Annotated in this window: 14 protein-coding genes and 1 riboswitch; all 14 genes read left to right on the top strand. The window is 69.6% G+C overall.

The window, feature by feature from the left end; genetic code table 11:
* Nucleotides 1-3: 3 nt before the first annotated feature.
* Complete coding sequence (nrdR, locus tag B2284_RS12900; RefSeq protein ID WP_062258695.1) at nucleotides 4-462, top strand: transcriptional regulator NrdR; 459 nt, start codon at nucleotides 4-6, stop codon at nucleotides 460-462.
* 80 nt (nucleotides 463-542) lie between these two features.
* Nucleotides 543-3470, top strand: a complete 2928-nt coding sequence (locus B2284_RS12895; RefSeq protein ID WP_006946589.1) for a vitamin B12-dependent ribonucleotide reductase — start codon at nucleotides 543-545, stop codon at nucleotides 3468-3470.
* A gap of 163 nt (nucleotides 3471-3633) precedes the next feature.
* Nucleotides 3634-4830: a phosphoglycerate dehydrogenase gene (gene serA / locus B2284_RS12890; protein WP_040014956.1), complete on the top strand. Its 1197-nt coding sequence runs from the start codon at nucleotides 3634-3636 to the stop codon at nucleotides 4828-4830.
* Between the two features lie 301 nt (nucleotides 4831-5131).
* On the top strand, nucleotides 5132-7972 hold the full coding sequence (locus tag B2284_RS12885) for an AAA family ATPase (RefSeq protein ID WP_074046003.1): 2841 nt from the start codon (nucleotides 5132-5134) through the stop codon (nucleotides 7970-7972).
* Nucleotides 7969-9279, top strand: a complete 1311-nt coding sequence (locus B2284_RS12880) for an McrC family protein (protein ID WP_074046002.1) — start codon at nucleotides 7969-7971, stop codon at nucleotides 9277-9279. The genes B2284_RS12885 and B2284_RS12880 overlap by 4 nt, the downstream gene beginning before the upstream one ends.
* Before the next feature lie 161 nt (nucleotides 9280-9440).
* The gene (locus B2284_RS12875) at nucleotides 9441-10694 is read left to right on the top strand and encodes a DUF445 domain-containing protein (protein ID WP_083607275.1); all 1254 of its coding nucleotides are present in this window, start codon (nucleotides 9441-9443) and stop codon (nucleotides 10692-10694) included.
* A gap of 70 nt (nucleotides 10695-10764) precedes the next feature.
* Entirely contained in the window at nucleotides 10765-14727 is a 3963-nt protein-coding gene (gene hrpA / locus B2284_RS12870) for an ATP-dependent RNA helicase HrpA (RefSeq protein WP_074046001.1), read from the top strand.
* 20 nt (nucleotides 14728-14747) lie between these two features.
* Complete coding sequence (locus tag B2284_RS12865) at nucleotides 14748-15191, top strand: HIT family protein (protein ID WP_006946632.1); 444 nt, start codon at nucleotides 14748-14750, stop codon at nucleotides 15189-15191.
* A 73-nt stretch (nucleotides 15192-15264) separates the two neighbouring features.
* Nucleotides 15265-16194 (top strand): PAC2 family protein, encoded by a 930-nt coding sequence (locus tag B2284_RS12860; protein WP_040014953.1) that lies wholly within the window; start codon nucleotides 15265-15267, stop codon nucleotides 16192-16194.
* Nucleotides 16195-16321: 127 nt separating this feature from the next.
* The gene (locus B2284_RS12855; RefSeq protein WP_006946552.1) at nucleotides 16322-17008 is read left to right on the top strand and encodes an EcsC family protein; all 687 of its coding nucleotides are present in this window, start codon (nucleotides 16322-16324) and stop codon (nucleotides 17006-17008) included.
* A 271-nt stretch (nucleotides 17009-17279) separates the two neighbouring features.
* Complete coding sequence (locus tag B2284_RS12850) at nucleotides 17280-18218, top strand: hypothetical protein (RefSeq protein WP_136788481.1); 939 nt, start codon at nucleotides 17280-17282, stop codon at nucleotides 18216-18218.
* Between the two features lie 89 nt (nucleotides 18219-18307).
* Nucleotides 18308-18416, top strand: a riboswitch (SAM riboswitch).
* 34 nt (nucleotides 18417-18450) lie between these two features.
* The gene (gene metX / locus B2284_RS12845) at nucleotides 18451-19623 is read left to right on the top strand and encodes a homoserine O-acetyltransferase MetX (protein ID WP_083607268.1); all 1173 of its coding nucleotides are present in this window, start codon (nucleotides 18451-18453) and stop codon (nucleotides 19621-19623) included.
* 69 nt (nucleotides 19624-19692) lie between these two features.
* The gene (locus B2284_RS12840; RefSeq protein WP_006946612.1) at nucleotides 19693-20055 is read left to right on the top strand and encodes a universal stress protein; all 363 of its coding nucleotides are present in this window, start codon (nucleotides 19693-19695) and stop codon (nucleotides 20053-20055) included.
* Between the two features lie 303 nt (nucleotides 20056-20358).
* Nucleotides 20359-21566: sigma-70 family RNA polymerase sigma factor (locus tag B2284_RS12835; RefSeq protein ID WP_286697609.1), on the top strand; the 1208-nt coding region annotated here is incomplete at its 3' end.

Here is a 21566-nt window from a genome sequence, read left to right as displayed (position 1 = left end):
GACGTGCACTGTCCGTTCTGCCGCAACACCGACTCCCGCGTCGTCGATTCGCGCTCGAGCGAGGACGGCACCTGCATCAAGCGGCGCCGTCAGTGCCCGAACTGCGGCAAGCGGTTCTCGACGATGGAGACCGCAAGTCTCACGGTCGTCAAGCGTTCCGGGGTCAGCGAGCCGTTCTCGCGCGACAAGGTGATGTCCGGGGTTCGCAAGGCGTGCCAGGGCCGCCCGGTCACCGACGACCAGTTGGCCGTTCTCGCCCAGCAGGTGGAGGAGTCCATCCGCTCGAAGGGCTCCGCCGAGATCGACGCCCATGACGTGGGCATCGAGATCCTCGGGCCCCTGCGCGAACTCGACCACGTCGCCTATCTGCGCTTCGCCTCCGTCTACCAGGCCTTCGAATCGCTCGAGGACTTCGAGACGGCGGTCAGCGAGTTGCGTCAGTACGCCGCCTCGGCGTCCTGACCCCGCGCGCCTGCCGAGGGCGCGCCCCCCAGATCACCCTCACGTACCAGCTCACCCCACCTGCCAGGAGGCTCACGGTCATGACCGAGACGACGAAGGCCCGCGCCAAGACGGGACGCCGCACCGGCGGCGTCACGATCGAACGCATTTTCACCACGCCCGGCGTGCACCCGTACGACGAGGTCACCTGGGAGAAGCGGGACGTCCTCCAGCAGAACTGGAAGACGGGCGAGACGATCTTCGAGCAGTCGGGTGTCGAGTTCCCCGACTTCTGGTCGCTCAACGCCTCCACCATCGTCACGACCAAGTACTTCCGTGGCGCCGTCGGCACGGACGCGCGTGAAAGCTCCCTCAAGCAGCTCATCGACCGCGTCGTGCTGACCTATGCCAAGGCCGGGCGCGACAACGGCTACTTCGCTACCGACGAGGACGCGGAGATCTTCGAGCACGAGCTCACCTACGCCCTGCTGCACCAGGTGTTCTCGTTCAACTCGCCCGTCTGGTTCAACGTCGGTACCGCGAGCCCGCAGCAGGTCAGTGCGTGCTTCATCCTGTCGGTCGAGGACTCGATGGATTCGATCCTCAACTGGTACAAGGAGGAGGGCTTCATCTTCAAGGGTGGCTCGGGCGCCGGTCTCAACCTCTCCCGCATCCGCTCCTCCAAGGAGCTGCTCTCCTCGGGCGGCACCGCATCCGGCCCGGTCTCCTTCATGCGCGGCGCCGACGCCTCGGCCGGCACGATCAAGTCCGGTGGCGCGACGCGTCGCGCGGCCAAGATGGTCGTCCTCGACGTCGACCACCCCGACATCGAGGAGTTCATCGAGACGAAGGCGCGCGAGGAGGACAAGATCCGCGCGCTGCGTGACGCCGGGTTCGACATGGACCTCGGTGGCCGCGACATCGTCTCCGTGCAGTACCAGAACGCCAACAACTCGGTTCGTGTGAACGACGAGTTCATGCAGGCGGTCGTCGACGGCGGCAGCTTCGGTCTGCGCGCCCGCGACACCGGTGAGGTCATCGAGACCGTCGATGCGCGTGAGCTGTTCGACAAGATCAACAAGGCCGCGTGGGAGTGCGCCGACCCGGGCGTGCAGTACGACGACACGATCAACGCGTGGCACACCAACCCCGAGACGGGCCGTATCACGGCGTCGAACCCGTGCTCGGAGTACATGTCGCTCGACAACTCGAGCTGCAACCTCGCCTCGCTCAACCTGCTGAAGTTCCTCAAGGAAGACGACACGTTCGACGCGGCGACATTCGCCAAGGTCGTCGAACTCGTCATCACGGCGATGGACATCTCGATCTGCTTCGCCGACTTCCCGACCGAGTCGATCGGCAAGACGACCGTCGACTACCGCCAGCTCGGCATCGGGTACGCCAACCTCGGTGCACTGCTCATGGCGACGGGCCACGGTTACGACTCCGACGGTGGCCGCGCCCTGGCGGCCTCGATCACCTCGCTGCTCACGGGTGCCGCCTACAAGCGCTCCGCGGAGATGGCGGCCGTCGTCGGCCCCTACGCCGGCTACGCCCAGAACAGCCAGGCGCACAACCGCGTCATGCGCAAGCACCGCGCGGCCAACGACGAGCTGTCGTCGCACAAGGACATGGGTGCGATGGCGAGCGACATCCACGCCCTCGCCACGAAGGCCTGGGCCGACGTCGTCACGCTCGGCGAGAAGAACGGCTTCCGTAACGCGCAGGCCTCTGTCCTCGCCCCGACCGGCACGATCGGCTTCATGATGGACTGCGACACGACGGGTATCGAGCCCGACTTCTCGCTCGTCAAGTTCAAGAAGCTCGTCGGGGGCGGTTCGATGCAGATCGTCAACCAGACGATCCCGCGTGCGCTGAAGAAGCTGGGCTACCAGGACGAGCAGATCGAGGCGATCGTCGAGCACATCGCCGAGAAGGGTCACGTCATCGACGCGCCCGGTCTCAAGCCCGAGCACTACGAGATCTTCGACTGCGCCATGGGTGCGCGCGCCATCTCGCCGATGGGCCACGTGCGCATGATGGCCGCCTGCCAGCCGTTCCTGTCGGGCGCCATCTCGAAGACGGTCAACCTGCCCGAGACCGCGAGCGTCGACGACATCGCCGAGGTGCACCTCGAGGGCTGGAAGCTCGGCCTCAAGGCCATCGCGGTCTACCGCGACAACTGCAAGGTCGGCCAGCCGCTGTCCGACGGCAAGGCGGAGAAGAAGTCCGAGCCCGCCGCGACCAGCACCGAGACCGCGGCTGCGGAGAAGGTCATCGAGTACCGTCCGGTCCGCAAGCGTCTGCCGAAGCGTCGCTCGTCGCAGACGACGTCGTTCGCCGTTGGCGGCGCGGAGGGCTACCTCACCGCCGGCACGTACGAGAACGGTGACCTCGGCGAGCTGTTCCTCAAGTTCGGCAAGCAGGGTTCGACGCTCGCCGGTGTCATGGACGCGTTCTCGATCGCGGTCTCCATCGGCCTGCAGTACGGCGTGCCACTCGAGACGTTCGTCGAGAAGTTCACGAACCTGCGCTTCGAGCCGGCCGGTATGACGGACGACGCCGACGTGCGCATGGCGCAGTCGATCATGGACTACGTCTTCCGCCGCCTGGCGCTCGACTACCTCGACTTCGACACGCGCTCGTTCATGGGCATCCACACCGCGGCCGAGCGTGCGCGTCAGCTCGAGACGGGTTCCTACGCTCCGAGCGAGGGCGACGACGAGAGCTTCGACGCGGAGTCGAACTCGCAGACGGCCGCCCCGGCCCGTCAGGAGCGCGCGGGTACCACTGCGCCGGCAGCTCCGACGACGTCGGAGGAGGAGCATGCCGACGAGGTCATCTCGGGCTCGGGTGCAGCCTCGGCCCGTGAGGTGAGCAACGAGATCCACAGCTCCACCGAGCTGCTCGAGAAGTTCCAGGGTCACGCCGCGGATGCGCCGATGTGCATGACGTGCGGGACGAAGATGCGTCCGGCCGGTAGCTGCTACGTGTGCGAGGGCTGCGGAAGCACCTCCGGCTGCAGCTGATGCTTCGCTGAGGCATGAAGGCAGGCGTCGCCGGTGACGAGAGTCATCGACGGCGCCTGCCGTCTTGCCCGCTGAGATGGATCGTCCTGCGATCGCCTCGATGAAGTCTCATGATGTGAGCGACGCGTCAGGTCGTCGTCACCGCCAGCGAAAGGAACCGGCCGTGAAGGCACTGCTGCTCGAGAACGTGCACCCCCTGGGGGAGGCGCTGCTGCGCGAGGCCGGCTTCGAGGTCGACATGCGCATCGGCGCGATGGACGAGGACGAGCTGATCGAGGCGCTGCAGGGCGTCGACCTGCTCGGCATCCGCTCCAAGACCGAGGTGAGCGCGCGCGTGCTCGACAATGCGCCCGACCTGCAGGCGATCGGGGCCTTCTGCATCGGCACGAACCAGATCGACCTCGCGCACGCCGCGGGGCGGGGCATCGTCGTGTTCAACGCACCGTTCTCCAACACGCGTTCGGTCGTTGAACTTGCCATCGCCGAGATCATCATGATGGCGCGCCGCCTCAGCGAGAAGGACCGCGCGCTGCACGACGGGGTGTGGCACAAGGACGCGAAGGGCAGCCACGAGATCCGCGGCCGCAAGCTCGGCATCGTCGGGTACGGCAACATCGGCTCGCAGCTGTCGGTCGTCGGGGAGATGCTCGGCCTGCAGGTCTACTTCTACGACACCGACGACAAGCTCGCCCTCGGCAACGCGACACGCTGCTCGTCGCTCGAGGAGCTGCTGTCGATCGCCGAGGTCATCACGCTGCACGTCGACGGGCGCTCCGGCAACGCCGGTTTCTTCGGCGCCGAGCAGTTCGCCGCGATGCGCCCGCGCTCGTTGTTCCTCAACCTCTCGCGCGGCTTCGTCGTCGACTACGACGCGCTCAAGACGCATCTCGAATCCGGTCACATCGCCGGTGCGGCGGTCGACGTGTTCCCGACCGAGCCCAAGAAGAAGGGCGATCCGTTCGACTCACCGTTGCAGGGCATCCCCAACGTCGTGCTGACGCCGCACATCGGCGGCTCGACGGAGGAGGCGCAGGAGGACATCGGACGGTTCGTCGCCGCGAAGCTGCGCGACTACGTCCAGCGTGGTTCGACGACGCTCAACGTCAACCTCCCGTCGCTCAACCTGCCCGAGCGCCCGGGTCAGCACCGCATCGTGCATTTCCACAAGAACGTGCCGGGTGCGCTGGCGCGCATGAACGGCATCCTCGCCGAGCACGGCGTCAACATCGAGGGTCAGATGCTCGACACCGCCGCGGACACCGGCTACGTCGTCACCGACGTCGTCTCCCAGCTGCCCGACGCCGTCCTGGACCAGCTGCGCGCGATGCCGGAGACGATCAGGCTGCGCGTCGTGCGCTGAGCCGCACCGACCTGCCGCGACCCGTCCCGCGACGGTGTACGAGTGCAGCGTCAGCGGCCCACGAACCGCCCACGCGAAGCGCGTACCCGCGCCATCGCGTGGGCGCCGGCGCCTTCGGAAGTCCTCTCGAGCCACCGGACGCACACCGTCCGAAGGGTGAGTCGCAGGCTAGACTGACCGGCAGAACCGACGACGCCGCAGCCGCAGGCTCCGCGTCGCCGAATGCCCCCTTCGACGCAGGTGACGGCGGCCCTCGCTGAGGGTTCGCCGTGCCGGGAGTGACGGTGTGATGCAAGCCCCCATGACGTGGTCCGACGAGGCTGCGGATGGCCAGCGCGAGACCGATCTGGGTCGGTGGCGGAGCACGTACGACCTCATGGCCGAGCACGTCGAGGCCGACCCCGCGTTCGTCGCGTCGTGGCAGCAGCTCGACGCGCTCGCGCACGCCCGCGACATCGAACTGAGGGCTGACGTCGAGGCGATGATCCGCCGCCCCGACATCGAACGCTTCGCCGAGGCCCTCGCGCAGTGGGGCGCGCGGCCGGGCCCATATGTCGGGGCCGGCGCGCTCGCGCGGCACTGGCTGCCGCGCGTCGTAGCGCACTGCGAGGACCGCCTCGGCGAGCTCGAGGACGTGCTGGCGAAGGTGCTCGTCACCCCGACCTCGCTCGACGAGGCGGGCACGTCGATCGCGCGTCTCGAGGACGTCATCGGATCCGGCGGGCCTGATCTCGCGCGCGTGCCGACGTTCCTGTCGCTCGTGTGGGCCACCTCCGGCCAGGGGGACTGGCCGGTGCTGTGGCCGGGTGGGGCGGACGCGTTCGCGACCCTGGGGTGGATGGGGCGCCACCTCACGCACGCCGAGCGCTACGTCGACTTCGTGACGCTGTGCCGTGCGTTCAGCCCCGCCGGCGCCTACCGGGCGCAGCGCGTCGTCACGGCGCTGGGCGAGAAGCCGTCGTTCGTCGGCTTCGGCGCGGCGCTGCCTGCGCTGGCGACCGAGTCGACGCAACTGCACCGTACTTTCGAGCAGGGCGTCGGCTATCCGGACGGCGAGTCGGAGGCACGCGCCGCGTCCCTGGCGCTGCAGTTGCGCGGTCATGCCGCGCTGGTCGCGCGCAGCCTGCACGAGCAGCTCGAGCGCGCCACCGGCGTCAAGCTCGCCGAGACGAGCCTGCAGACCCGGACGGAGGCGTCCTCGCGCGCGGCCTACCGCAGCGATTCGCACTCGACGTGGCTGCTGCCCTCGAGCAGCGGGGGAGCGCCCGCCCTGCGCGTGTGGATGACGAGCTCCGGCATCGCCGTCGGGCTGATGTCGGGCTGGGATTCCGCGGCGGGCGCCGAACGTCACGAGGAGCTCGGCTCGCGGCTCGAGCAGAACCTGCCTGCCGGTCTGGAGTTCATCCATCTCGGCCCGGCCGGCGCGCCGGACCGCCTGACGCCGACGGGGGCGTCGTACGAGGGTGGCGAGGTGTTCGTCGGCCGCTGGTTCCCGCACCCCGACGGGGTGGGGCGGCGCAGCTTCGCCGCGGACGTCGAGGACACCGTCCGCCGCGTGCTGCCGCTGGTCGACACGATGCGCGGCTCCGATGCGCCCGTCGAGGGCATCGACGAGGAGCTCGCCATCGCGCTGCGCGCCTTCCTGGCCGACCGTCCGTACCCGGCGGAGCGCGATCAGTGGCACGTCGAGCAGCGCCGCACCTTCGCGGCCTCGCTCGAAGCGGAGGCGCTCGCCGCGTTCGACCTCGCGACGTTCAAGCGCATCATCGCCGGTGGCGCCTACGGGTCGACGGGCACGCACAGTGTCCTCGACGCGCGCCTCGCCGCGCTCGATGCGCGTGGCCTCGAGAACCTCGCGCGCTCCGTCACGCACCTGCTGTGGGGTGAGGGCGATGACGCCGACCGCATCGACGCGGTCATCGACCCCGAGGGCGCCGATGAGGTCGCGCTCGACGAGGCGGTCGCGATGAAGCTCCTGGCGATCGCGCACCCGCACCGCTACCTGCCCGTGTACGCGATGACGGGGCGTGACGGCAAGGTCGCTCTCGCGCAGGCGCTCGGTGTCGTCCTGCCGCGTCGGCGCGAGTTGTCGCGTGGTCGGCTGCAGGTCATCGCCGCGGACCGGTTGCGCGGCAAGCTCGAACCGTTGCTGCCGAACGACCCGTGGGGGCAGGTGCAGTTCGCGCTGTGGCTGCTGCGCAAGGGCGAGACGAGCGTCGACCCCGAACGAGATCTGGTCGCCGAGGCGGCGGCGGATCTGCTCGTGGACGAGGAGTTCCTGCGCGAGATCGACGAGTTGCTGCAGGACAAGAAGCAGCTCATCTTCTACGGTCCGCCCGGGACGGGCAAGACGTTCATGGCGCAGCGATTCGCGGCGGCCCTGCAGCCCGACCCGACGAAGCGCGCCGTCGTGCAGTTCCACCCGTCCACGTCGTACGAGGACTTCTTCGAGGGCTTCCGCCCGCGTCTCGACGCCGCTGGCGCAATGGTCTACGAACTGCGCAAGGGGCCGCTGGCGCTCATGGCCGAGGCCGCCGAGGCCGACCCGACGACGCCGCACATCATGGTCATCGACGAGATCAACCGCGCGAACCTGCCGCGCGTCTTCGGTGAGCTGCTGTTCCTGCTCGAGTATCGCTCGCAGTCGGTCATGACGAGCTACCGGCCCGACGAGGGCTTCCAGCTGCCCTCGAACCTGTACTTCATCGGCACGATGAACACGGCCGACCGATCGATCGCCCTCGTCGACGCTGCGCTGCGACGCCGCTTCCACTTCCTGCCGTTCATGCCGCACGAAGGCCCGATGGAGGGGCTGCTGGCGCGCTGGCTGGAGCGCGAGAACGGCCCCGTGTGGGTGGCGGGCGTCGTCGATCGGGTCAACGAGGAGCTGCGTCAGATCCTGCGCGGCCCGCACCTGCAGATCGGCCACAGCCACTTCATGGTGCGCGACCTCGACGACGCCGCGCTCGCCCGCATCTGGAAGTACGGCGTCTACCCGTTCATCGAGGATCAGCTCTACGGGCGCGAGGACGTGCTCGCGACGTTCACCTGGGAGGCCGTGCTCGAACGGCACGCCCAGGCCGCGCATGCTGACGACGACGCGGCGCGCGCCACGAACGACGCGGCGCCCGAGGGGCCATGACGGCGCTCGCGGCCGGCGCCCTCGCGCCGGACGAGCGCGTTCGCCTCACCCTGGCGGAGCACTCGCGTTCGGAGCCGGTCCGCGTGCCGAGCAGTGCGCGTCGCGCCCTGTTCTCGGTCGGCTCGGATCGGGTGAGGTTGCTCGCCACTGCCGATCCGGAGGCCGTCGTCGTCGAGACGACGTCGTGGGTCGGCACGGTCAGCGTTCCCGGTTTCGAGGTGCGCATCGTGCCGCGCGTGCCGATGGCATCGATCTTCGCCATGCTCGGCGGGCAGGACGCGTCGATCGCGTGGGGGAGTGAGACGAGCGATTTCGCGGGTGACGGCGAACTGCTCGACGGATCGGCGCTCGTCGTCCTGCGCGCTGTCGAGGCGGCGACCCGCCGCGGGCTGCTGCACGGGTATCGCACGCGCGAGGAGGAGAGTTCGACGCTGCGGGGCCGCTTGCTCGTCGACCAGCTCGCCCGCAGACCGTGGACAGTCGGCGCCCCGGTGTGCCGGTTCGAGGAGTTCACGTCAGACGTCGTCGAGAACCACCTGCTGCGCGCGGCCGTCGTCCGCGTGCTCGGCGCCCCCGGCCTCAGCCCGCAGACGTGGCGTCTCGCCGTCGAGCTGCTCGCGCGGTTCGACGGGGTCGCCGACGCCGATCCGCGGGAGCTGGCGCTCGAGATCCCGTTGACGCGGCTCAATGCGCACTACGAGCACGCGATGGGTCTGGCGCGTCTCGCGATCGACGGTTTCTCGATCCGTCATGACGCGGGTGAGCGCGGTGCGAACGCGTTCCTCGTCGACGTCGACCTCGTCTTCCTGCGCTTCGTCGCCACCGAGCTGCGGGCCCGGTTGTGGCCCGCGCATCGCGTCGAGCAGGCCGAGGAGCTCGCGCTCGACGACGCCGCGTCGCTGCGCGCTACCGCCGACATCCTCGTGCGTGACGCGAGCGGCCCCCGCCTCGTCATCGGCACCCGCTACCACCTCGGCGACGACGACGTGCCCCGCCGCACGGGTGACCCGCTGCACCTCATGACGGGCGGAGGTCGCGACACCGCGCGGACTCCTCGCGACCCGGCCGCCGCCGTCGCGAACGACGCGGCCGCGTTCTTCCCGGTCATGGTGCAGGCCGCCTCGCTCGACCTCGACGCAGCACTCGTCGTCTATGCCCACGCGCGGCGCCGCCCGGCGAGCCGCATCCGGATGCCGGCGACGCGGGCGAGCGTCCACTCGTGGCACGTCGACCTCGACGCGTCGTGGCGTGAGCTGAGCGATGGCCTCGACGATCTCGCGGCGCACGTGCGGCGTCTGTGCGGGTGACGGGCGCCGAGCTCCTGCGCACGCCCCCTGCATCTCCTCTCACCTGAGACGCCGCGCACGTCACCCCGCGGCCGCCACACACCGGCGTCCGCAGTGCGCCCTGAGCGAAACACGGTGGCGTCGAGGCGGTGCGCGAGCGAGAGCCCGACTATCGTGGCGGCGTGTCCACGACGATGAACCTGGCCCCCGCCGATCTCGAGCGCCGTGCTGCGCTGCGTCGCATGCGCCTCGTGGCGACGGGGCTGCTCGTCCTCGCGGCCGTCATCTACATCCTCACGCACGGCCATGGCGGGGCGTGGGGGTACGTCAACGCGGCGGCCGAGGCTGCGATGGTCGGTGCCGTCGCCGACTGGTTCGCGGTGACCGCGCTGTTCCGTCACCCCCTCGGTCTCAAGGTGCCGCACACGGCCATCATCCCGACGCGCAAGGATCAGCTGGGCAAGAGCCTCGAGGAGTTCGTCGCCTCCAACTTCCTCACCCCCGATCTCGTGCGTGAGCGCATCCGCGGCGTCGACGTCCCGCGACGCGTCGCGGCCTGGGTCGAGCGCCCCGGTCAGGCCGAGCGGCTCGTCGCCCAGATCACCCCGCAGCTCAACAAGGCGCTCGAGAGCCTCGACGAGGACGAGGTGCGCCACTTCCTCGACGCCGTCCTCATCCCGCGTCTGCAGCGCGAGCCCATCGGCGAACTCGCCGGGCACCTGCTCGAAGGGGTCGTCGCGGACGGCACGCACCACGGGTTCGTCGACGTCTGCATCACCGAGATGCACGTCTGGGTGAGCGAGAACAAGGATGCGGTGACGCGCATCGTCGGGGCGAAGGCGCCGTGGTGGTCGCCGCAGTGGCTCGACGACGCCGTCGTCGACCGCATCCACCTCGAGATCGTCAAGTGGCTCGCGGAGGTGCGCGACACACCTGATCACGCGATGCGTCGCGCGATCGACGCGTTCCTCGCTCGCGCCGCGCACGACCTGCAGCACGACGAGAAGACCCAGCATCAGGCGGAGAACCTCAAGCAGCGCTTCCTCACCCACCCCAGCGTCGCCGACGCGGCCCTGAACGTGTGGTCGTCGGTGCGTCGGATGCTCGGTGACGCTCTCATGGATCCTGACGGCGAGCTGCGGGCGCGGATGGTCCACCACCTGCGGGCGCTCGCGCACCGCATCCGCACCGATGACGCGCTCCACGCGAGCCTCGAACGTCGCCTCGAGGACGTCGCAGCCGCCGGCGTCGAGGGATACGGCCACGAGATCACGGCCCTCATCTCCTCGACGGTCGAGCGCTGGGACGCGCAGGACGCCTCCGAACGCATCGAGTCGTTCGTCGGGCGCGACCTGCAGTTCATCCGCATCAACGGCACCGTCGTCGGCGGCCTCGTCGGCCTCCTCATCTACACGCTCAGCCAGCTCCTGCCCTGACGGCGGGGGCGCTGGGCCCTGCCCGAACGCGCGCGGCCATCACCGGCGCGCGTGAGAAAATGAGCGAATCGTGAGTACTCCAAGACCTTCGCAACCTTCCTCGAACGGCGATCCGGCGACGCCCGGGCCGCCGCTCGCCTCATCGTCCCGCCGGCGCAGGCCGAGCCGGAGCAGAGCGAACGCGTCACCCCGAGGGGACGAACCGGCCCTGGCCGCCGAGGCCATCCCCGACCCCACATCGGAAGCAGCGTCGTACGTCCTGCGCTACCCGGGCCACCTGCCTGTCGTCGAGGCGAAAGACGAGATCCTCGAGGCGATCCGCGACCACCAGGTCGTCATCGTCGCGGGCGAAACGGGTTCGGGCAAGACGACGCAGCTGCCGAAGTTCTGCCTCGAACTGGGGCGCGGGCGCGCCGGCGCCATCGGCCACACCCAGCCGCGACGCATCGCGGCGCGTTCGGTCGCCGAGCGGCTCGCCGAAGAACTCGAGTCGCCGCTCGGTGAGACGGTCGGCTATCAGGTGCGCTTCGTCGACGAGTCGTCGAAGAAGACCCGTGTGCGCGTCATGACCGACGGCATCCTGTTGTCGCAGATGCAACGCGATCGGGATCTGCGTCAGTACGACACGCTCATCATCGACGAGGCGCACGAACGCAGCCTCAACATCGACTTCATCCTCGGCTACCTCAAGCAGTTGCTGCCGCGGCGCCCCGATCTCAAGGTGATCATCACGTCCGCGACGATCGACCCGGAGCGCTTCGCCGAGCACTTCGCCGGCCCGGACGGGCCCGCGCCGATCATCGAGGTCTCGGGGCGCACCTACCCCGTCGAGACGCGGTATCGCCCCCTCGTGCGCGAGCTCGCGCCGAGCAAGCCGGGGGAGGACCCCAAGCTCGAGGACGTCGATCAGGTGACGGGCATCGTCGAGGCCGCACAGGAGCTGTGGCGCTCAGGCAGCGGTGACGGTTCGGCGCAGGACATCCTCGTCTTCTGCTCCGGTGAGCGCGAGATCCGCGACGCCGCGGACGCGCTCAAGGGCGCTGACTGGGGGCGCGCGCGTCACGACGTCGAGATCGTGCCGCTCTATGCGCGCCTGTCCGCCGCCGAGCAGCATCGCGTCTTCGCCCCGCACCACGGGCGACGCATCGTCCTGGCGACGAACGTCGCGGAGACGTCGCTGACGGTGCCGGGCATCCGCTACGTCATCGACACCGGCACCGCGCGCATCTCGCGCTACAGCCAGCGCACGAAGGTGCAGCGCCTGCCGATCGAGCCGATCTCGCAGGCCTCCGCCCGTCAGCGCGCCGGCCGGTGCGGCCGCGTCGCCGACGGCATCTGCATCCGGTTGTACTCGGAGGAGGATTTCGCGTCCCGCCCGGAGTTCACCGACCCCGAGATCCTGCGAACGAACCTCGCGAGCGTCATCCTGCAGATGACGTCCCTGGGCCTCGGCGACATCGCGCGCTTCCCGTTCGTCGACGCGCCCGACGCCCGCCAGATCAAGGACGGCCTGGCGCTGCTCGAGGAGTTGCACGCCCTCGACACCACCGCTCAGGGGCCGCGCAAGAAGCTGACGCCGACCGGCCGCACTCTCGCGCGCCTGCCCGTCGACCCGCGGCTCGGACGCATGCTCGTCGCCGCCGCCGAGAACGGCTCGCTGCGGGAGGTACTCGTCATCGTCGCGGCGATGTCGATCCAGGATCCGCGTGAGCGCCCCGCGGACGCGCAGGCCCAGGCGGATCAACAGCACGCCCGGTTCAAGCACGAGAAGAGCGACTTCCTCAGCTACCTCAACCTGTGGAACTACGTGCGCGAGCAGCAGCGCGAACTGTCCAGCAGTGCCTTCCGGCGCCTGTGCAAGCGCGAGTACCTCCACTACCTGCGGCTGCGCGAATGGCAGGATCTGCACGGTCAGCTCAGGGCGGCGTGCAAGCAGGCCAAGCTGTTCATGAGCGACAACGCCGCGAGCGAGGATGCCGTCCACCAGGCGCTGCTCACGGGTCTGCTCAGCCACGTCGGGCTGCGGGATCGTGAGAAGCGCGAGTACCTCGGCGCCCGTCAGGCGCGTTTCGCGATCCAGCCCGGCTCGACGCTGTTCCGACGCCAACCCGACTGGGTCATGGCGGGCGAGCTGGTCGAGACGACCCGCATGTGGGCGCGCACCAACGCGGTCGTCGACCCCGCCTGGATCGAACGGGCGGGCGCCCACCTCGTCAAGCGCTCGTATGCCGAACCGCACTGGGAGCGCTCGCGCGCGGGGGCCGTCGCGTCCGAGCGGGTCATGCTGTACGGCATCCCGATCGTCGCGGGCCGCAAGGCCGCCTACGGCGCGATCGATCCGGAGGTCTCTCGCGACCTGTTCATCCGTCACGCTCTCGTCGAGGGTGACTGGGATGCGCAGCACCAGTTCCTCAAGGACAACGCGGCGCTGCGCGCGCGCTTCGCCGACCTCGAGGCGCGCGCCCGACGGCGTGACCTCGTCGTCGACGACGACGTCCTGTTCGACTTCTACGACGAGCGCATCCCGGCGGACATCGTCTCCGGGGCGCACTTCGACCGGTGGTGGAAGAACGAGCGTCGTAAAAACCCGAGCCTGCTCACCTTCACCGAGGATTTGCTCGTCGCCGACGACGCGGACGCCGTCGACGAATCGGCCTACCCGAAGTCGTGGCGGCAGGGCAGTCTCAGGCTCAAGTTGACGTATCAGTTCGAGCCGGGTGCAGACGCCGACGGCATCACCGTGCACGTGCCGCTGCCGGTGCTCAACCAGGTCGAGGATCACGGGTTCGACTGGCTCGTGCCCGGTATGCGTGAGGAACTCGCGACGGCCCTCGTGAAGTCGCTGCCGAAGAACATCCGACGCAGCTTCGTCCCGGCTCCCGACCATGCGCGGCGCGCGCTGGCACTCATGGATGCCCAGGGTCGCCCGGGTCAGGTCCCGTTCGCCGACGAGCTGGGCGAGGCGCTGTTTCGTCTCACCTCGGTGCGTGTGCCCGCGGGGAGTTGGGACCCGGGGAAGCTGCCCGACCACCTGAAGGTCACGTTCAGGGTTGAGGATGAGCGGGGCCGCAAGATCCGTGAGAGCAAGGATCTCGCGGCGCTGCAGGACGAACTCGCCGGGCGTCTGCGTCAGTCGATCGCGAAGGCCGCCGGAGACCTCGAGCAGCAGGGGCTGACGCAGTGGACGTTCGGTGAGCTGCCCCGCCAGTTCACGAAGTCGGCCGGCCGCCAGCGGATGACGGGCTTCCCGGCTGTCGTCGACCACGGCCGTGACGTCGCTGTCGAGGTGCTCGGCACCGAGTCCGAGGCGCGCCAGGCCACTCGGCTCGGCACCCGCCGTCTGCTGCTGCTCAACACGCAGGTGCCGTGGAAGCGAATCCTCGGCCTCATGAGCAACCGGCAGAAGCTCGCGCTCGGCAACAACCCGCACGGTTCGATGGACGCCCTCATGGACGACGTCCTCGCGGCCGCCGTCGACGCCGTCATCGAAGGCATGCCCGGGCGCGAGGTGCGCGACGCCGAGCAGTTCGACGTGGCGCTCACGGCGATCCGCCAGCAGGTGGCACCGCTCGTGCTCGAGGCGGCCGAGAAGCTCGCGCCCGTGCTCGAGCACGCCGCCGAGGTGCAGCTCGGGCTGTCACGATTGACGGCGCCCGCGGCGAAGGCGTTGCACGACGACGTCGCCGCTCACCTCGTCGCGCTCATCCATCCCGGTTTCGTCGCCGAGACCGGGTTGGCGCGCCTCGGTCACCTCGATCGCTACGTGCGGGGCATGCTCGAGCGGCTCGACAAGGGCGTCACCGATCTCGTGCGTGACGCCGACCGCGCCGACCTCGTCGCGACCGTCCGACGTGAGTACGACGACATGGTCGCCGGGCTGCGCCCCGAGCGCCGTGGGGACGCCGACGTGCTCGACATCCGCTGGATGATCGAGGAGCTTGCCGTCAGCCAGTTCGCGCAGCGTCTGGGCACCGCTCACCCGGTGTCCGAGAAGCGGATCTACAAGGCGATGGACGCTGCGGAGGCCCGCTGATCGGGCGTAGGTTGGAGGCCATGGCGAGCATCTTCAGCAAGATCATCGACGGCGACATCCCGGCGCACTTCGTCTGGCAGGACGAGGTGTGCGTGGCGTTCCTCGTCATCGACCCCATCACCGACGGGCACACGGTCGTCGTGCCGCGCGGGGAGATCGTCGAATGGACGCAGGCGCCGCCGAGCATCTTCGCGCATCTCACGGGTGTCGCGCAGATCATCGGTCAGGCGCAGCAGCGCGCGTGGCAGGCGCAGCGCGTCGGCCTGCTCGTCGAGGGGTACGAGGTGCCGCACCTGCACCTGCACGTGTGGCCGACGCAGAGCCCGGCCGAGTTCGACCCGCACGCCGTCACGCGCGGCCAGGACCAGCAGATCCTCGCCGAGAATGCCGAGGCGCTGCGGGCGCAGTTGCGCACCGACGGTCATGCCGAGACCGTTCCGGACGCCGCGTCGCCGCAGACCTGAGTGGCCGCGGCGTGGGGGAATCATCCCCGCGCGCGGGGCGTTGAACGGTGAGCACCTGACGAAGGAGTACGACGTGCTTGATCCCACGCAACTGTTCCGCATCGAGACCGACACCCCGCTCGCCGAGCAGAGCGCCTCGACCCTCGTGGTCTCGCTGGGCGGTTTCATCGACGCGGGCAACACACAGAAGTTGATGACGGCGCACATGCTGGGCACGCTCGAGCACACGGTCGTCGCGTCGTTCGACGTCGACCAGTTGCTCGACTACCGCGGTCGCCGCCCGATGATGACGTTCGATCGCGACCGCTACAGCGAGTACGACGACCCGGCTCTCGTGCTGTACCGCCTCGTCGACGCCGAAGGCACGCCGTTCCTGCTGCTCGCCGGCCCCGAGCCCGACTACCAGTGGGAGCGCGTCAGCGAGGCCGTCCGCATCCTCGCGGCGAACCTCGGCGTCTCGCTCATGGTGAGCGCGCACGGCATCCCGATGGCGGTGCCGCACACGCGCCCGGTCGGTTTCACGCGTTTCGCCTCCGATCAGCGTCTGCTGACGGAGAACGAGCCGCTCTTCGGCAACGTCCAGGTGCCCTCGAGTGCCGAAGGGCTCATGCACATCCGGCTCGCCGAGGCAGGCATGGACACCGCAGGTTTCGCGATCCACGTGCCGCACTACCTCACGCAGGTCGAGTTCGCGGACGCCGCGCTCGCCGCGCTCGAGGCCGTCTGCGGGCTGACGGGGCTGGCGATCCCCGCTCAGGAGCTCGCCGCGATCGCCGGGCTGCATCGCGCCGACATCGCCAAGCAGATCAGCGAGAACGACGAGGTCACCGAGGTCGTCGAGGGCCTCGAGCGGCAGTACGACGCCTTCACCGAGGGTCGTCGTCGACGCTCGCTCCTCGCCGCCGAGATGAACGACCTGCCGAGCGCAGACGAGATCGGCGCCGAGCTGGAGCAGTTCCTGCGCGCCGAGGGAGAGGATCCGGGCACCAAGGGCTCGTTGTGAGCCCGCGAGCGCTTCTCGCCGGCCGTCGGTCTGAGCCGACGGCCACGCGGGCTTCGCAACGCTCGCCTGGCTGCGGCCACCCCTGCGGTGGCTTGCCGGGCCCCCGCCAACTTGGGAGGATCACCTCATGTTCGGATTCGGTCAAGACAAGAAGGCTCCTGCAGCCCCCGAGAAATCGTCGGGCATGCTCGACTCGACGGCCAACACCCTGGCGCAGCACCTCATCTCGGTGGGCATCGGGGGCGTGGCGACGTTCAAGTCGGCCCGCGCCGTCGCCGACGAGGCGATGAAGAAGGCGGGCTCCAAGGAAGCGGCGATGGACGACGTCGTCGCATCACACACGAAGCTCGCGGGCGCGAACGGCTTCCTCACCAACCTCGGCGGTTTCGTCACGCTCCCCGTGGCACTGCCCGCGAACGTCATCGGTTTCTACACCGTCGCGACGCGCATGGTCGCGGCGATCGCCGCCATCAACGGTCACGACGTCGACGACCCAGCCGTGCGCTCGGCGATCCTGCTCGACCTCATCGGTGCGGACGCGACGCAGGTCCTCAAGGGCCTTGGCCCGATGACGGGTGGCGTCGCGACGAACGTCGCCACGCGCAAGCTGCCGCCGGCGGCGCTCGCCGTCGTGAACAAGTCAGTTGCGTTCCGTCTCGGCTCGCAGGTGGGGCGTCGCTTCCTCACGCGCATTCCGCGCCTCATCCCCGTGGCGGGCGGCTTCATCGGTGGCGGCCTCGATGTCGTCCTCATCCGCAAGATCGCCCAGTCGGCGCGTCGCGACTTCGTCGCGCAGATCCCGCCGTCAGCCTGACGTCTCCCTGATTCCACCTCGAACGCCACTCGTCTTCGACGGGTGGCGTTCGGCGTGTCCGGGCCGGTTCGGCGATGTGTCGTCCGTGCGCATCAACGGGCTTCCGGGCGACGATCTGGGGGCCGCGAACCCCCGCCTGGCCTTGCTCGAACGGCCCACTCACCCACAGGTGTGACGGCTACGGCCCGTTTCGCGGCCCGCAGGATGCCTCGTCCACAGGTTTGTGGCTCGTGGTCAGCGCGCGGGTGGCGTCATGGGTTTCGCTGGGGGCATGAAGACAACAACACGACTCAAGGGCCTCAGCGCCCTGGTGGCAGGCCTTCCCGATCTCGTCGGCTCCGAGGGGGCGGGCGCCGTCATCGTCCTGTTCGAACGTGACGGTGCGCTCGCGGGGGTGCTCGGCTGGGCGGACGATGCGTGCGACGGGGAGACGGCGCACATGCTCGACGTCGTCGCTGAGCGGCGCGCGACGATGGGTGCGCAGGCCGCCATCGCCATCGCCTATCGCTGCGAGCCGGGCCGCGTCGACATCGCGGCCCTCGCGAAACGCATCGAGCGCCGCGTGCCGCTGCACCACGTCCTCGGTGCCAGCGACGAGCACTGGTGGGCCATCGAATGCGAGCTCGGCTGCTGTGACGGCGCGATCCACGAGATCCCGTCCCTGTCAGAGCAGACCCGCGAGCAGCTTCGCCACGTCCGCCGCGGCGGCGAGGCCATGGCCGCCACCGCGCGCCCCGTTCCCAGCGTCGTCGACGTCCGAGCCGCCTGGGCACGGTTGTGCGACGTCCCCGACACCGCGTCGGGCACCCGGCGACGCTCCCGCAGCGCCGACCTGCAGGTGCTCGCCGACGCTGTCGTCGACGGCCCGACGCGCGATGAGATCCTCCTGTGCGTCGCACCCGAACTGTTCCGTCTGCTGAGCCCGGGCATGCCGCTCGGCGAGACGGGCCCGCTGATGACGAGCGCGTGCCTGCGAACTTGGCTGCCGCTCGTGCCGCGCCACGGCCGCGCCGCGTGGAAGGCCCTCGAGGCCGCCGCGACCTGGCGCGAAGGCGACCTGCGGGGAGCCGGTGCGTGCGCCGCGGCGTCGCTGCGCATCGGGGGTACGTCATTGGGGCAACTGCTGCGCGACATCACAGGCACGGGGTTGTCGTACGAGCAGGCCGTCGGTGCGCTCCACACGAAGGCTCGGCAGAGTTCCGTCGCCTGACGAGCGTGCCGGTTGTGGGAGCGCGCCACATCGTGGACGTCGCCGCGCGGGCGATGGAAGCCGCGGGCAGGGCCGCCTACTGTGTCGCAGGTCAAGAGTTTCAGCGACACAAGCCCCGGCTTGCTGAGCGGCAACCCTCCCTCGCGGCGGGGTGCCCCGGGTGACGACAGGGCCGCCCGTGGGCGGCAAGCGCGAGAGGTGGGTTGCGACCCACCTCGGAATCGAGGACGTCATGGTTTCGCACCGTCGCCTCGCCGTGGCCGACCCCGCGGCGCCCCTCACCGACGACGGGTTCAACCCGCACGCACGTGCCGTCCACATCGGCACCCTGACGCTGGAGAACGGCGCCGCCCTGCCCGACGTCGTCATGACGTACGAGTGCTGGGGCGAGCTGAACGACGACGCGAGCAACGCCGTCCTCGTCGAGCACGCCCTGACCGGAGACTCGCACGTCGTCGGGCCGGTCGGCCCCGGGCAGCCGACGGCGGGGTGGTGGCCTGGTCTCATCGGCCCCGGCGCGCCCCTCGACACCGACGAGCTGTTCGTCGTGGCGATCAACGTGCTCGGCGGCTGTCGCGGCAGCACGGGCCCCATGTCGCTCGCACCAGACGGCCGGGTGTGGGGCGGGCGCTTCCCACACGTCAGCGTCAGGGATCAGGCGCGCGCCGAGGCGCGGGTCGCCGACGCTCTCGGCATCGCGCGCTTCCACACTGTCATCGGCGGCTCCTTCGGCGGGATGCGCGCCGCGGAGTGGGTGGCGACCTTCCCGCATCGGGTGCAGCGCGCCCTCGTCGTCGCGAGCTGCGCGGCGGCGGGCGCCGACCAGATCGCGTGGGGGCACACGCAGGTGCGGGCAATCGAAGCTGACCCGGATTTCCGGGGTGGCGGCTACCTCGAGCAGGGCGTCTTCCCGACGTCGGGGCTCGGGCTCGCCCGCCAGATCGCGCACACCTCCTACCGCAGCGCGCACGAGTTGCAGGAGCGGTTCGGGCGCGAGTCGCAGGGAGCGGACCGCACGCTCGACGGCGGCCTGTTCGCCGTCGAGAGCTATCTCGAGCACCACGCCGCGAAACTCGTCGCGCGGTTCGACGCCATGAGTTATGTGCGGCTCACGCAGGCGATGGCGACGCACGACGTCGGCCGCGGCCGCGGCGGCATCGAGCCTGCGCTTCGGGTGTTCGGGGGTGAGCTCGTCGTCGCCGCGGTCGACTCCGATCGGCTGTTCCCGGTCAGTGCCTCCGCCGACATCGTCCGGGCTCACGGGCGCGGACGGCTGCGTCTCATCCACTCGCCGCACGGTCACGACGGTTTCCTCATCGAGGCCGACCAGATCGCGGCGCTCGTGCGCGAGGTCATCGCTCGGCCGCTCACGGCCGAGGCGGGCCGCGTCCGTCCCGTGGCGTGACGGCGGGCGCTCGCGGCACCTCGGGTAGCGTGTGAGCCGATCGCCACAGTCGCAGAACAGGGGTTGCGCATGTCCGTCGTCGTCAGTTTCGCTCCGGGCCCGGAGGGTGAGGCCGCGGTGGCCGAGGCCGTGCGTCAGTCGAGTGTGCTGGGGCGCCCGCTCGTACTCGTCTCGACCGTCCCGAGCGACGACGCGCGCGCTGCCGCGCAGGAGAGTGCGGACGCGGTCGGCGGCCGCGTCGTGCAGGTGGAGGAGGGCCAGGACGCGGTCGAGGTGATCCTCGACGAGGTGGCCGAACTCGACCCGGCGCTGCTCGTCATCGGGCTGCGTCGCCGCACGCCCGTCGGCAAGCTGATCCTCGGTTCGAGCGCTCAGCGGCTGCTGCTCGACGCGCCGTGCCCCGTCCTCGCGGTCAAGCCCACAGCGCACTGATCTCGCGCTGCTCCCAACCCCGGCCTGACGCGCTTGCGTCAGGTCGGGAACACCCGCGCACGCAGGGGCGTTGAACCCCGTGATTCTGCGGTTCTCGACCCAGAGTTCTATAATGGTGAAAGAAGCGACGCGGGGGATCGAATCAGGCACCACGGTGCCAGGCGAGCTCAGGTGAGTCTCGGGCAACCGGCTCTCGTCGGATCCCGCCCCCGTGGTTCGTCTCTTCCCTCGTACGAAGCGCTCGGCGCGCGATTGCGCCTGCCCGATGCGTTGTGCACTCTCGGAAGGTAGTTGGTGACCTCAGTGTCCGAAACGGCTCAGACCCCCGCGCTTCCCGCGGACATCGACCATCCCGCGGTCATTGCTCTGTTCGAGCAGGGGCGCGCGAGCGGCACGGTCGACAGCGTGGTGCTGAAGACCGCCCTCGAAGAAGCGAAGATCTCCATGGCCAAGCAGAAGGCGGTGCTGAAGGCGCTGGGGGCCGAGGGCATCGAGATCGTGCTCGACGAGGTTCACGCGGCCCAGGCCGTCGCCACGACGACCGGGCGCAAGAGCGCGGCGAAGAAGTCGACTGCCAAGAAGACGGCGACGAAGACCGCTGCCGCGAAGAAGACCACCGCGGCCAAGACGACGACCGCGAAGAAGGCTGCCGTCAAGAAGACGGCGGCGAAGAAGGCCGTAGAGGCGGAGACCGACGTCGAGCTCGACGAGAACGTCACCGCCGACGAGGCGAGTGAGGCCCCCGCGAAGAAGGCGGCCGCCAAGAAGACCACCGCCAAGAAGGCGACGGCGAAGAAGGCCACCGCGGCCAAGTCGACGACCGCGAAGAAGACCACCGCCAAGAAAGCATCCGCTGGCGAGCCGGACAAGGTCGTCGCCGAGGACGTCGAGATCGACGACGTCGTCGTGACGGACGTCGAGGCAGGCGCCGAGGAGGTCGACGAGGCGAAGAAGCCCGCCGGCGAGGCCGAAGACGAGAAGGGCGGCTTCGTCCTGCGTCCGGGTGACGAGGATGACGCGCCGGCCCAGCAGGTCGTGACGGCAGGTGCGACGGCCGACCCGGTCAAGGACTACCTCAAGCAGATCGGCAAGGTCGCCCTGCTCAACGCCGAGCAGGAGGTCGAGCTCGCGAAGCGCATCGAGGCCGGCCTGTTCGCCGAGCAGAAGCTCGAGTCGGGCGTCAAGATGGACATGAAGCTCAAGCGCGAGCTGTGGTGGATCGCCTCGGACGGCAAGAACGCGAAGAACCACCTCCTCGAGGCCAACCTGCGTCTCGTCGTGTCGCTGGCCAAGCGTTACACGGGTCGCGGCATGCTCTTCCTCGACCTCATCCAGGAGGGCAACCTCGGCCTCATCCGCGCGGTCGAGAAGTTCGACTACACCAAGGGCTACAAGTTCTCGACGTACGCGACGTGGTGGATCCGTCAGGCCATCACGCGTGCCATGGCCGACCAGGCGCGCACCATCCGCATCCCGGTGCACATGGTCGAGGTCATCAACAAGCTGGCTCG

The sequence above is a fragment of the Dermacoccus sp. UBA1591 genome (assembly GCF_002322065.1).
GTDB lineage: Bacteria > Actinomycetota > Actinomycetes > Actinomycetales > Dermatophilaceae > Dermacoccus > Dermacoccus nishinomiyaensis.
Note: the sequence above shows the minus strand (reverse complement) of the source record. Positions and strands in the feature narration are given on the sequence as shown.

Bases quoted from the DNA above. Each gene is read 5' to 3' on its own strand.
- B2284_RS12855 (WP_006946552.1), top strand. From the start codon at position 16,322: ATGTTCGGATTCGGTCAAGACAAGAAGGCTCCTGCAGCCCCCGAGAAA.
- B2284_RS12840 (WP_006946612.1), top strand. From the start codon at position 19,693: ATGTCCGTCGTCGTCAGTTTCGCTCCGGGCCCGGAGGGTGAGGCCGCG.
- B2284_RS12885 (WP_074046003.1), top strand. From the start codon at position 5,132: ATGACGTGGTCCGACGAGGCTGCGGATGGCCAGCGCGAGACCGATCTG.
- B2284_RS12850 (WP_136788481.1), top strand. From the start codon at position 17,280: ATGAAGACAACAACACGACTCAAGGGCCTCAGCGCCCTGGTGGCAGGC.
- B2284_RS12895 (WP_006946589.1), top strand. From the start codon at position 543: ATGACCGAGACGACGAAGGCCCGCGCCAAGACGGGACGCCGCACCGGC.
- metX (WP_083607268.1), top strand. From the start codon at position 18,451: ATGGTTTCGCACCGTCGCCTCGCCGTGGCCGACCCCGCGGCGCCCCTC.
- B2284_RS12880 (WP_074046002.1), top strand. From the start codon at position 7,969: ATGACGGCGCTCGCGGCCGGCGCCCTCGCGCCGGACGAGCGCGTTCGC.
- B2284_RS12865 (WP_006946632.1), top strand. From the start codon at position 14,748: ATGGCGAGCATCTTCAGCAAGATCATCGACGGCGACATCCCGGCGCAC.